The sequence below is a fragment of the Nocardia rhizosphaerae genome, from assembly GCF_042650365.1.
GTDB lineage: Bacteria > Actinomycetota > Actinomycetes > Mycobacteriales > Mycobacteriaceae > Nocardia > Nocardia rhizosphaerae.
This window is the reverse complement of the sequence record NZ_JBHSBA010000003.1, coordinates 903769-915995: the sequence shown is the minus strand read 5'-3', so window position 1 is coordinate 915995 and position 12227 is coordinate 903769. Positions and strand designations below refer to the sequence as shown.

Annotated in this window: 13 protein-coding genes; 6 read left to right on the top strand and 7 right to left on the bottom strand. The window is 67.0% G+C overall.

Features of this window, described 5'->3' with window-relative positions; translation table 11 throughout:
* Position 1: 1 nt before the first annotated feature.
* The 4 genes from ACFOW8_RS05875 to ACFOW8_RS05860 all read right to left on the bottom strand — a co-directional run bounded on the left by ACFOW8_RS05875 (position 2) and on the right by ACFOW8_RS05860 (position 3083).
* Positions 2-853 carry an MlaE family ABC transporter permease gene (locus tag ACFOW8_RS05875; RefSeq protein WP_378546552.1) on the bottom strand — a complete coding sequence of 284 codons (852 nt, stop codon included), beginning with the start codon at positions 851-853 and terminating at the stop codon, positions 2-4.
* Positions 854-857: 4 nt separating this feature from the next.
* Positions 858-1622, bottom strand: coding sequence for an MlaE family ABC transporter permease (locus ACFOW8_RS05870; protein WP_378546549.1), 765 nt, complete (start codon positions 1620-1622; stop codon positions 858-860).
* Positions 1623-1948: 326 nt separating this feature from the next.
* Positions 1949-2851, bottom strand: a complete 903-nt coding sequence (locus tag ACFOW8_RS05865; RefSeq protein ID WP_378546546.1) for a 3-oxoacyl-ACP reductase — start codon at positions 2849-2851, stop codon at positions 1949-1951.
* A gap of 43 nt (positions 2852-2894) precedes the next feature.
* Positions 2895-3083 (bottom strand): ferredoxin, encoded by a 189-nt coding sequence (locus ACFOW8_RS05860; RefSeq protein ID WP_378546543.1) that lies wholly within the window; start codon positions 3081-3083, stop codon positions 2895-2897.
* A 188-nt stretch (positions 3084-3271) separates the two neighbouring features.
* On the opposite strand from ACFOW8_RS05860, the gene ACFOW8_RS05855 reads away from it, so the two are divergent.
* The 4 genes from ACFOW8_RS05855 (at position 3272) to ACFOW8_RS05840 (ending at position 6306) form a co-directional block, all read left to right on the top strand.
* Complete coding sequence (locus tag ACFOW8_RS05855; protein ID WP_378546540.1) at positions 3272-4465, top strand: acyl-CoA dehydrogenase family protein; 1194 nt, start codon at positions 3272-3274, stop codon at positions 4463-4465.
* 23 nt (positions 4466-4488) lie between these two features.
* Complete coding sequence (locus ACFOW8_RS05850) at positions 4489-5586, top strand: acyl-CoA dehydrogenase family protein (protein WP_378546537.1); 1098 nt, start codon at positions 4489-4491, stop codon at positions 5584-5586.
* A gap of 94 nt (positions 5587-5680) precedes the next feature.
* Positions 5681-5920 (top strand): type II toxin-antitoxin system Phd/YefM family antitoxin, encoded by a 240-nt coding sequence (locus ACFOW8_RS05845; RefSeq protein WP_378546534.1) that lies wholly within the window; start codon positions 5681-5683, stop codon positions 5918-5920.
* Positions 5917-6306 (top strand): type II toxin-antitoxin system death-on-curing family toxin, encoded by a 390-nt coding sequence (locus tag ACFOW8_RS05840; RefSeq protein ID WP_378546531.1) that lies wholly within the window; start codon positions 5917-5919, stop codon positions 6304-6306. The genes ACFOW8_RS05845 and ACFOW8_RS05840 overlap by 4 nt, the downstream gene beginning before the upstream one ends.
* Before the next feature lie 108 nt (positions 6307-6414).
* On the opposite strand, the gene ACFOW8_RS05835 is transcribed toward ACFOW8_RS05840, so the two are convergent.
* The gene (locus tag ACFOW8_RS05835; RefSeq protein WP_378546528.1) at positions 6415-8058 is read right to left on the bottom strand and encodes an acyl-CoA synthetase; all 1644 of its coding nucleotides are present in this window, start codon (positions 8056-8058) and stop codon (positions 6415-6417) included.
* 92 nt (positions 8059-8150) lie between these two features.
* Here ACFOW8_RS05835 and ACFOW8_RS05830 point away from each other — a divergent pair, with 92 nt between their 5' ends.
* Entirely contained in the window at positions 8151-8933 is a 783-nt protein-coding gene (locus tag ACFOW8_RS05830) for a crotonase/enoyl-CoA hydratase family protein (RefSeq protein ID WP_378546525.1), read from the top strand.
* Between the two features lie 172 nt (positions 8934-9105).
* On the opposite strand, the gene ACFOW8_RS05825 is transcribed toward ACFOW8_RS05830, so the two are convergent.
* A complete protein-coding gene (locus ACFOW8_RS05825; protein ID WP_378546522.1) occupies positions 9106-9519 on the bottom strand; it encodes a VOC family protein in 414 nt (137 codons plus the stop codon).
* Positions 9520-9673: 154 nt separating this feature from the next.
* Between ACFOW8_RS05825 and ACFOW8_RS05820 the strand changes: the two genes are divergently transcribed.
* A complete protein-coding gene (locus ACFOW8_RS05820; RefSeq protein ID WP_378546519.1) occupies positions 9674-10672 on the top strand; it encodes a sigma-70 family RNA polymerase sigma factor in 999 nt (332 codons plus the stop codon).
* A gap of 13 nt (positions 10673-10685) precedes the next feature.
* On the opposite strand, the gene ACFOW8_RS05815 is transcribed toward ACFOW8_RS05820, so the two are convergent.
* Positions 10686-12221: an acyl-CoA synthetase gene (locus ACFOW8_RS05815; RefSeq protein WP_378546516.1), complete on the bottom strand. Its 1536-nt coding sequence runs from the start codon at positions 12219-12221 to the stop codon at positions 10686-10688.
* Positions 12222-12227: the final 6 nt, after the last annotated feature.

Here is a 12227-nt window from a genome sequence, read left to right as displayed (position 1 = left end):
GTTATCCCGAGAGGTGGAAGTTGCCGGAGGTGCCGTAGATGGCCAGCGAGATCAGCAGGGTCACCGTGACCACCGCGACCAGCGAGGCCCGCACCGCGTTACCCACCGCGATACCGACGCCGACCGGACCGCCCGCGGCGGTGAAGCCGAAGTAGGTGTGGATCAGCATCACGGCCAGCGCCATGACGATCGCTTGCGCGAACGACCACAGGATGTCGCTCGGTATCAGGAAGGTGGAGAAGTAGTGGTCGTAGACGCCCGCGGACTGGCCGTAGATCACCACCGTCGCGAAGCGGCTGGCCAGGAAGGAGGCGATCACCGCGAGCGCGTAGAGCGGAATGATCGCGATCAGGCCCGCCAGCACCCTGGTGCCGACCAGGAACGGCACCGGCCGGATCGCCATGGATTCCAGCGCGTCGATTTCCTCGGCGACCCGCATGGCGCCCAGCTGGGCGGTCGCGCCCGCGCCGATGGTGGCGGCCAGGCCGATGCCGGAGATCACCGGCGCCGCGATGCGCACGTTGATGAAGGCGGCGAAGAAGCCGGTCAGCGCCTCGACGCCGATATTGCCGAGCGAGCTGTAGCCCTGCACCGCGATGGTGCCGCCCGCCATGAGCGTCAGGAATCCGACGATCACGACGGTGCCGCCGATCACGGCCAGCGCGCCACTGCCCATGCTGATCTCGGCGATGAGCCGGATGGTCTCGGTGCGGTAGTGCACCAGCGCGCGTGGCACCGAACCGAGCGCCTTGACGAAGAAGATCGCCTTGTCGCCCAGGGAATCCAGAGATTTCGACGCGCGGTCGAATCGGCGGACCGTGCGCGGGAACTTGCTGCGTACTACGAAGGCCATGGTGTCACCGCACCGTGAATTTCAGGCCGATCGCGGTGACGACCACATTCACCACGAACAGCGCCATGAAGGCGAAGACGACCGTTTGGTTCACCGCGTCACCGACACTCTTCGGTCCGCCCTTCACCTGCAGCCCGAGATAACAGGCCACCATTCCGGCGATCAGCCCGAACAGGCCCGCCTTGATTTCGGAGATGATCAGCTCGGGCAGGCTGGTCAGCAGCGGAATGCCGTTGACGAAGGCACCCGGGTTCACGCCCTGCAGGAAGACCGAGAACGCGAAGCCGCCGACGATGCCGACCGTGCACACCAGGCTGTTGAGCATGAGCGCGACGAACATCGACGCGAGCACACGCGGCACGACCAGCCGACTGACCGGGTCGATGCCGAGCACCTTCATGGCGTCGATCTCCTCGCGGATAGTGCGGGCGCCGAGGTCGGCGCAGATCGCCGTCGCACCCGCGCCCGCCACGATCAGCACTGTGACGATCGGTCCGACCTGGGTGACGGCGCCGAACGCGGCGGCCGCACCGCTGAGGTCGGCGGCACCGATCTCCCGCAACAGGATGTTGAGGGTGAACACCACCAGCACCGTGAACGGGATGGCGACGAGCAGTGTCGGCACGATGGACACGCGTGCGACGAACCACGACTGGTCGATGAACTCACGCCACTGGAAAGGGCGGCGGACGGCGGCTTTGGCCACATCCGCGCCGAGTTCGAAGAATCCGCCGACTGCCCGCAACGGGACAGCAAGGAGATCGTTCATGGGCGAACCTCCTTGTCCGACGGGCGGACCTGACTGTCCGCGTACCCGTACTCCACCGCCACCCCGATCTGAAGACTGATCAAAGACTAGAACACGTTCCTGCTAATGTCCGCCATTTGAGTGGACTTGGACCAGGACTTTTTCGCTAATTTCGGTCGAAAAACTGGAACGACACCTGTTTGCCGCGAAACGCCCTCCTGTGAGACACCACACACCCCGATGCTCATGTCTACCAACACCTGGACCGGTGATCAACAGGACACGAGAGCGGTCGGCGCGGTGGCGCGTCACCGGAGAACTTCCAGCAAACGACGCCGGATCCAGCGTCAGCCTAGATCGCGCAGGGCGCGGGCCGAGAAGGTGTGATCGGCAGGTCGCCCGGAAAAATATCCGTGCAGGGTGGCGGCCAGATCGCCGGAGTCCCATTCGGCGCCTGCGGCATCGAATCTGGCCTCGACTTCCGGCGCCGCCATCAGCGCCACCATCGGACCGTAGACGACGAAGACCTGCCCGTTGACCGCGTCGGCGGCGGGCGAGGCGAGGTAGGCGACCAGCTTGGCCACATGCTCGGGCGCCAGCGGGTCGACCACGTTTTCCGGCGCTTCGGAGAACACGGCCTCGGTCATCGCGGTCCGTGCCCGCGGGCAGATCGCATTGGACCGCACGCCGAAGCGGGACAGCCCACGCGCGGCCGACAGCGTGAGCGCGGTGATACCCGCCTTCGCCGCGCCGTAGTTCGCCTGCCCCTCCGGCCCGAGCAGTCCGGCCTCCGAGGAGGTGTTGACCAGCCTGCCGTACACCGGCTCACCGGCCGCCTTCGAGGCTGCGCGCCAATAGGCGCCCGCATTGCGCGAGAGCAGGAAGTGCCCGCGCAGGTGCACGGCGATCACCGCGTCGAAGTCCTCGTCGGACATGTTGAACAGCATGCGGTCGCGCGTGATACCCGCGTTGTTGACGACGATGTCGAGCCCGCCGAGGGAATCGTTGGCGGTGGCGATGAGTGCGTCGGCGGTGGCCCGCTCGGCGATGCTGCCACCGACGAATTCCGCCTTGCCACCGAGTTCGCGAATCGCGGCGATGGTCTCGGCGGCCGCGTCCTCGGTGAGGTCGTTGACCACGACCGCGGCGCCCGCCGCGGCCAGCGCGAGGGCTTCGGCGCGGCCGAGCCCGGCGCCGGCACCGGTGACAATCGCGACCCGGCCGTCCAGTGAAGTCTGCATCACACTCATCGGGCCGACTTTAGAACGTGTTCCACCGAACGACAAGAGGGGATCACGCCAGCCTCAGCGCGGCCTTGGGGCACTGCGCCACCGCCTCCTCGACATCGGCGACGCGATCGTCGGCGACATCGCCGTCGAGCACGTGCAGGTTGTCGTCGTCATCGAGTTCAAACAAGTCAGGGGCGATTCCGACGCACACGCCGTTCGCTTCGCACCGATCGAAATCGACGATGATCTTCATGAGAACTTCCTTCCACGCGGTCTCGGCGACACTAACCCAGACAGTGCGGTCCACGGAGCGGAATGAGTGCCGCTTGATTGTCAATACTGGAACATGTTTCAGTCGATATGCAATGATCGGTTCCGGCGGGGCCCATCCCCTGCGCCTCGTCACCGCCCGTTTTCGCAGCAGATACCGAGGTAGAACCCATGCGCGTCGCGTATACGCCGCAGCAGGAAGAATTGCGCGCCGAGCTGCGCGAGTACTTCGCCGGCCTGATGACGCCGCAGCGGCGCAAGGCGCTGAGCCTGCAGACCGGTGAATACGGCGAGGGCGATGTCTACCGCGAGGTCGTCCGGCAGATGGGCAAGGACGGCTGGCTCACGCTGAGCTGGCCCAAGGAGTACGGCGGCCAGGACCGCACCACGATGGATCAGCTGATCTTCGTCGAGGAGGCGGCCATCGCGGGCGCGCCCGTCCCGTTCCTCACCCTGAACTCGGTCGCGCCGACGATCATGCAGTACGGCACCGAGGAGCAGAAGAAGTTCTTCCTGCCCAAGATCGCCTCGGGTGAACTGCACTTCGCCATCGGCTACTCCGAGCCGGGCGCGGGCACCGACCTGGCCTCGCTGCGCACCGCCGCGGTGCGAGACGGCGACGACTTCGTGATCAACGGCCAGAAGATGTGGACCAGCCTGATCGCCTACGCCGACTACATCTGGCTCGCGGTGCGCACCGACCCGACGGCCAAGAAGCACAAGGGCATCACGATGTTCATCGTGCCCACCGATACCGAGGGTTTCTCCTGGACGCCGGTGCACACCATGGCCGGGCCCGACACCAGCGCCACCTACTACCAGGACGTGCGCGTGCCCGCGTCGTCGATGGTCGGACCGGAGAACGGCGGCTGGTCGCTGATCACCAACCAGCTCAACCACGAACGCGTCGCACTCACCTCGGCGGGCCCGCTCGCGCTCGCGGTGCGCCAGACCGTCGACTGGGCGCGCGAGACCCTGCTGCCCGACGGCACGAGGGTGATCGACCAGGAATGGGTGCGGCTGAATCTGGCCCGCGTGCACGCCAAGGTCGAATACCTGAAGCTGCTGAACTGGGAGATCGCCAGCCGCGCCGACCAGGGCGGCGAGGCGGCGCCGAAGCCGTGGGACGCCTCGGCCTGCAAGGTCTACGGCACCGAGCTGGCCACCGAGACCTACCGGCTGCTGATGGAAATCGTCGGCGCGCACGGCTACCTGCGCCAGGACTCCCCCGGCGCCCAGATGCTCGGCAGGCTGGAGCGGATGCACCGCGCCGCGCTGATCCTCACCTTCGGCGGCGGCACCAACGAGGTGCAGCGCGACATCATCGCCATGACCGCCCTGCGCCAGCCCGCCGCCGCCCGCTGAATCTCGAAAGCCGGTATCCCCTCATGGATTTCACCCCCACCGAAGCCCAGACCGATCTCGCCCGGCTGACCGGCGAGATCTGCGCCAAACTCGTCACCGCCGACCGCCTGCGCGAACTCGACGTCCAGGGCCGCTACGACGAGCAGCTGTGGAAGTCGCTCGCCGAGACCGGTGTGCTGGCCGCCGCCCTGCCGGATGACCTGGGCGGCAGCGACTTCGGCATGCTCGAGCAGTCGGCGATTCTGCGTGAGCTGGGTCGCGTCGTGGCCGCCGTGCCGTACCTGTGGTCGATCGTGCTCGGCGCCGGTGCGCTGGCCCGTTTCGGCGATGCCGAGCAGCGGCAGCTGGCCGCCAGGGCAGGCACCGGCGAGGTCGTGCTGACGGCAGCGCTGGCCGAGGAACTGCGCGCCACCACCGACGCGCCCGCCATCGTCGCCGAGTCCGCCGGGGACTCGTGGACGCTCACCGGTTCCGCGACCACCGTCCCCTACGCCGACCGGGCCGAGCGAATCCTGGTGCCCGCCAGTGTGTCCGGTCGTCCCGCGGTGTTCGTCGTCGATCCGGAGCACGCCTCGGTGGCCCGGACCGCGCAGCAGGTCGTCGACCTGAGCCCCGAGTTCGCCGTCGATCTCGCGGCCACCCCGGCCACCCTGCTCGGCACCGTCGAATCCGGCGCCGACATCCTCACCTGGCTGCGCGAACACGCCTGGCTCGGGCTGTCGTCCCTGCAGCTGGGCACCCTGGAGCGCGCGCTCGACATCACCTCCGAGCACACCCGCACCCGCGAGCAGTTCGGCAAGGCCATCGGCTCGTTCCAGTCGGTCGCCCAGCGCCTCGCCGACGCCTACATCGACATCAACGGCCTGCGCCTGACCGTCACCCAGGCCGCATGGCGCCTGAGCGAGGGCCTGCCCGCCGCCGAATCCGTCCACATCGCCAAGTTCTGGGCGGCCGACGCGGGCCACAGAGTCGCCCACACCGTCGTCCACGTGCACGGCGGCCTCGGTATCGACCGCGACCACATCACCCACAACTACTTCACCGCCGCCAAACACCACGAATTCGCTCTCGGTGGCGCCACCGCCCACCTCCTCGCGTTGGGCGCGGAACTGGCGAGCTGATCCGCACCTGGACGCCGCTGCGCCCGCACCTGCCCCGGGTACCAACGCTGCGGCGTATCCGTACAAATTTGAGAGGAACCTGTACGATTCATCTATGACTGCCGCCCCCGTGCCCGAGAACTGGGAGATTCCCGTCAGCGAAGCGCGAGACCGCCTGGCAGAGGTCATCGCGGCAGCAGAATCCGGCAAGGTGGTCCATCTGACTCGGCATGGCCGCCGCGTCGCCGCCGTTGTGCCCGAATCCATGGCCGAAACGGCTGATAGCCAGGTCCGGGCGCTATCGAAGCAGTTCGCGGAACGTCATAGGAGCCTGCTCGACAGGCTCGCCGAATGACCGACGCGGAGATCTACTACCTCACCGACACCGACCTCCGCGCCATCGCCGATGATGTAGCCGGGCAGCACACAGTCCGCGATGCCGGCCTACTCGCTTCTGCGGCGGCACGACCACAAGCCACCGTTTTCGGCGCCGACGCCTATCCGACACTCTGGGAGAAGTCGGCGGCCCTGCTCCATTCGATCGCAGCCAACCATCCGCTCGTCGACGGCAACAAGCGGCTCGCCATCGCGGCCGCGATCGTTTTCCTGGCTCGCAACGGGATCGAGACGACGGCGCTGGACGAAGACCTTGCCTACGATCTCATGATCGATGTCGCCAGTGGCGAGGTCGACGAGGTCGCGACCATTGCCACGCGCCTCATCGCCGTCCTGAAGCAGTAGCACCCGATCGATTGGCCGGGGGCGAATTCGGTGGTCTGCCGAAGAAATTCCAATACACCCTGATTCGGCCCGCACGTGATGTCGTGCGGGCCGAATCGTCGGGTGGATCTAGTTGGAACCCGCGTCCGCGTGCTCGTCGGCGGGGCGCTCGTCGGTCTGCGCCTTGGCCCACCGGTAGTCCGGCTTGCCAGCGGGCGAGCGCTTGATCTCGTCGACGAACCACAGGCTGCGCGGCTGCTTGTACGACGCGATCTCCTGCGCCAGAACCGGCTTCAGGTCGGCCAAGGTCGGGCGCTTGTTGTCACGGCACTGCACCACGGCCACCACCCGCTGACCCCAGCGCGCGTCCTCGACACCGACGACCAGCGCGTCGAACACGTCGGGATGCGCCTTGAGGGCGCCTTCGACCTCTTCGGGGTAGATCTTCTCGCCACCGGAGTTGATGCTCACCGAGCCGCGGCCGAGCATGGTGACGGTGCCGTCCTCCTCGACGCGGGCGAAGTCGCCGGGGATCGCGTAGCGAATCCCGTTGAACTCCTTGAACGTCGCGGCCGACTTGACCTCGTCCTTGTAGTAGCCGAGTGGGATGTGGCCGCTGCGGGCGAGCAGGCCGACGACACCGGAACCCGGTTCGACCGGATTGCCTTCGTCGTCGAGCACCTGCGTGGCCGCATCGATCTTCACGCGCGGGCCACCGGTGTGTGTCTGCCCCTTGGCGATCGTCGCCAGCCCGCCGAAGCCGGTCTCCGAGGAGCCGATCGAGTCGGTGAGCATCCGGTTGGGCAGCAGCTCCAGGAACTTGTCCTTGAGCGGCGGCGAGAACAGCGCCGCGCTGCTGGCGAGCACGTACAGCGACGAAAGGTCATAGGGCTCACCGGTTTCGGGGTTGCCCTCTTCCAGCGCGTCGAGCATCGGCCGCGCCATCGCGTCGCCGGTGATGAAGATCAGATTGATCTTGTGCTTGTCCACGGCCTGCCAGACACCGTGGCCGCTGAACTCGGGCACCATCACCGCCTTGCCACCGCCGAAGAGGCTGTGGAAGGTGGCCCACTGCGCGCCGCCGTGGATCATCGGCGGAATCGGGTACCGCACCATCTGCGGGTTGGCCGCGCCGACCTTGGCCAGCTCCCACTCGTCCTTGACGTACTCGCCGGTGATGAAGTTGATGCCCGCACCGAGCACGCGCCAGACGTCCTCGTGCCGCCACATCACGCCCTTGGGCAGGCCGGTGGTGCCGCCGGTGTAGAGCATGTAGATGTCGTCGGGCGAGCGCTCGCCGAAGTCGCGCTCACCCGAGGACTCGGCCAGCGCGGCCTCGTACTCGACAGTGCCCGCGGGGGTCGCGCCCTCGGTGCCGTCTTCGACGACGAGGACCGTCTTCAGGCCGGGCACCTTGGCGCGGACCGCTTCGACCTTGTCGGTGTAGCGCCGCTCGTGGATCAGCGCGACCATGTCCGAGTTGTCGAAGATGTGCAGCAGCTCGTTCTCGACGTAGCGGTAGTTGACATTGATCATCACCGCCCGCGCTTTGAAGATCGCGACCATCGCTTCGACGGCCTCGACGGTGTTCCTGGAATAGATTCCGACTTTGTCGCCGGGTTTCACACCCTGTTCCTGCAGGTAATGGGCCAGTTTGTTGGCCCGCTCCTCCAGTTCGGCGTAGGTCGACTCGCGATGTTCGCCGACCAGCACGATCCGGTCGGGCATCAGGTCGACGGCGTGTTCGACGAGATCGGCTATGTTGTAGCTCACAGAGACAAAAATAGAACGTGTTACTGTTTCTGACAAGGTTTCCGGCGTCTCGATCTGGACAGCAACGGAACCAGCCACGAAGGAGTAGTCGAATGGCCCACTGTCTGGTCGAGAAGAGAGACCACGTTCTCATCGTCACCATGAACCGTCCCGAGGCGCGCAACGCGCTGTCGGGCGAGATGATGGCGATCATGCGCGACGCCTGGGACCAGGTGGACAGCGATCCCGACATCCGCGTCGCCATCCTCACCGGCGCGGGCGGGGCCTTCTGCGCGGGCATGGACCTGAAGGCGATGAGCTCGCAGCATCCGGGAGACACCGCGACCGGCGGCGGCTGGGACCCGGCTTATCTCCCCGCGCTGCTGAAGGGGCGGCGGCTGTCCAAGCCCCTGATCGCGGCGGTCGAGGGCCCGGCCATCGCCGGTGGCACCGAGATCCTGCAGGGCACCGATCTGCGGGTGGCCGGGGAAAGCGCCAAGTTCGGCGTCTCCGAGGCCCGCTGGGGCCTGTTCCCGCTCGGCGGTTCCGCGGTGCGGCTGGCCAGGCAGATCCCGTACACGGTGGCCGCCGATCTGCTGCTGACCGGTCGCCACATCACCGCCGCCGAGGCCAAGGACATCGGGCTGATCGGCCACGTGGTCCCCGATGGAACCGCTCTCGACAAGGCCTTGGCGCTGGCCGGTCAGATCGCCGACAACGGCCCCCTCGCCGTCCAGGCGATGCTGCGCACCCTGCGCGAAACCGAGGCCATGCCGGAGAACGAGGCGTTCCCCATCGAGGCGAAGATCGGCATCGAGGTGTTCAAGTCAGCCGACGCCAAGGAAGGTCCGCGAGCCTTCGCCGAGAAGCGCAAGCCGAACTTCACCGGTCAATAGGGCTCACCAACCGCACTCCCAGCCCCGCACCCGCGACCCAGAGGAGCGGCAGCCGCGAAGCGGCTGGTCGCGGCCGGGTCGCCGGTCAGCGCTCGAAGCGCATGCGCCGCAGGCGCGAGTCTCGAGCGCTGACCGGCGGCCCCTCGGGGCCGCGACTCGAGCGCGCCAGCGCTCAATCAGACACAGCCATGAAGAACGGCTCCCACTGGTGGCCGTCGGGGTCGATGAAGGTGCGGCCGTGCATGCCGACCTGGGCCTCCTGGGCACGCTTGTCGTCGTTGGTCTCCTCGGTGCCGCCCGCGGCCAGCGCGGCCTCGGTGAGCGCGTCGACCTCCTCGGCACTGGCCAGCGACAGCGCGTACGCCGCGGCCACCGCACCGGCGGTATCGGCGATCGGGCGCTTGCTGAAGGTGGTGAAGAAGTCCTTGGTCAGCAGCATCAGGCAGATGTTGTCGTCGACGACGATGCAGGCCGCGTTCTGGTCGGTGAAATCCTCGTTGACCTTCCAGCCCAGCGACTCGTAGAAGCTTTTCGAGCGGGCCAGGTCGGCGACGGGAAGGTTGATGAAGATCATCTTGCTGCTCATGATCGGATGCCTTTCTGCAAGCGTGGCGTGCTGTCTCGTTCATGTAGACGCCGCCCCCACCGCCGATTAATCGGCGCGGGCGAAACTCCTACCCGAGGTTGCCCCCACATTTGTCCCCTGTCGGCTGTCGGACCCCTGTGGCATCGTGAGCGATATGAGCGACGCCACAACCGCCACCACCGGCCCAGACCCCGAGGTCCTCGCCGAATTCGAGACGCACCGGCGCGAGTTGTGTGCGTACGCCTACCGCATGCTCGGCTCCTCGTTCGAGGCCGAGGACGCCGTGCAGGAAACCTTCACCCGTGCTTGGCGTTCCTACGATTCGTTCGAAGGGCGGGCGAGTCTGCGTTCGTGGCTGTACAAGATCGCCACGAATATCTGTCTCGACATGCTCGACCGGCCGCAGAGCCGAGCCAGACCCATGGATCTCAACGGCCCTGGCAGACCGGATTCACCCCTGCCCGCCCCGCAACCGGACTACGTGTGGATCGAGCCGATCCCGAACGGGCTCGCCTTCGGCGCCGATCCGGCCGAGCACGCCTCTACCAAGGACACCCTGCGCCTGGCGTTCGTCGCGGCCTGTCAGCATCTGCCAGCCACCCAGCGCGCCATCCTGATCATGCGTGAGGTGCTGCGGTTCTCCGCGAACGAGACGGCGGAGGCGTTGATGATGTCGCCCGCGTCGGTGAACAGCGCCTTGCAGCGTGCGCGGGCCACCATGTCCAAGGTGCAGCCCACCGTCACCGACGGTTTCGACGAATCCGATCCCGAGCAGCGCAAACTGATCGACGATTTCGTCAAGGCCTTCGAGGCCTACGATATGAACGCGCTCACCACCCTGCTGAAAGCCGATGTGGCGCTGTCGATGCCGCCGTTCGACCTCTGGATCTCCGGCCCGGAGAACGTGGCCGCGTTCATGCTCAGCACCGGCAGCGCGTGCCGCGATTCCCGGATGGTGCCACTGGCGGGCGCCAACGGCCTGCCGGCCTTCGGGCACTACAAGCCGAGCGAGGAGCCTGGCGTGTGGGTGCCGTGGTCGATCACGGTGCTCGAACTCCAGGGCGGCACCATCTCTGGCCTGAACTTCTTCCTCGACACCGAGAAGTTGTTCCCGCTCTTCGGGCTCGCGCCGGAGTGGCGCGAAGCCGTCTGAGCGGGAACATCGTTCACAGCAGGCGGCGCTTGTACAGCTTGCCGTTGGGGTCGCGAGGCAGCTCCGCACGGTACTCCACCGTGCGGGGCAGCTTGTACTTGGCGAGCTGACCGGCCGCGAACTCCAAGATCTCGGCGGTGAGCGCGTCATCGCCCTCGGTGCCCGCCACCGGCTGAACGAACGCCTTCACCTGCTGGCCCCAATCCGGGTCGGGCACACCGAGTACCGCCACGTCGGCCACCTTCGGGTGGCTCATCAGCACGCCCTCGATCTCGGCCGGGTAGATATTCACGCCACCGGACAGGATCAGATCCGAACGCCGGTCGCAGAGGAACAGGTAGCCGTCGGAGTCCAGGTAGCCGATGTCGCCGACGGTGAACAGGTCGCCGACGCGCGACTCCTCGGTCTTCTCCTTGGCGTGGTGGTACTCGAAGCTCGAGGCGCCCATCTTCATGTAGACCAGACCCTCCTTGCCCGCCGGCAATTCGGAGCCATCGGTCTCGTCGAGGATCTTGATGACCGACCACGGCCAGGCCTTGCCGACCGAGCCGGGCTTGGTGAGCCATTCGGTTCCGTTGATCACCGTGCCGCCGCCCTCGGTGGCCGCGTAGTACTCGGTGACGACCGGGCCCCACCAGTCGAGCATCTGCCGTTTGGTGGCCTGCGGGCACGGCGCCGCACCGTGCACCATGCTGCGCAGCGAGGACACGTCGTAGCGGGCGCGGACGTCCTCGGGCAGGGCGAGCAGGCGGTGGAACTGGGTGGGCACCATGTGGCTGTGCGTCACCTTGTGGCGCTCGATCAGCGCCAGCATGTCCTCGGGATCCCACTTGTCCATCAGCACCAGCTTGTGGCCGAGCTGGATCGAGATGGTCGAGAAGTTCAGCACGGCCGTGTGGTACAGCGGTGAACCGCAGATGTGCACGTGGTCGTCGTAGGGCGCGAGCTCGAACAGGGCGAAGAAGGCCTTGTTCGGCGCGGGGACCTGGTCGGGATCGGCGCCGGTCAGCGGGCGGCGAACGCCCTTGGGGCGGCCGGTGGTTCCTGAGGTGTAGAGCATCGGCGCGCCGACCGAGCGCTCGTCGGGGCGTCCGGTGTCTGCGGCGCCGAGCCAGGACACCGGCCGGAAGCCCTCGATGGTGCCCGCCGAGAATCGGGCGTCGGCGGGCAGTTCGGCGAGGTCGGCGGCCTCGGCGGCGGTGGCGGCGAACCGCTCGCTGGCCAGGAAGGCCGCCGCCTCGCTGTCGCCGAGGATGTAGGCGATCTCGGGCGCGGTGAGGTGCCAGTTCACCGCGACGATGTAGAGGCCCGCCTGATAGGCGGCGAAGTACGCGGCGATCGCCTCCACACCGTTGTGCAGCATGCTGACGACCACGTCGCCGGTGCGCAATCCGATGCCGCGTAGTCCGTTGGCGTACCGATTGGCGAGGGTGGCCAATTCTCGATAGGTGATCTCGCGGCCGTCCGGATCGACGACGGCGATCCGCTCCGGATCGGCCGCGGCGATATTCCAGAGTCCGAGGACTTCCGTTGTCTGCTGACTGCTCACCTCATC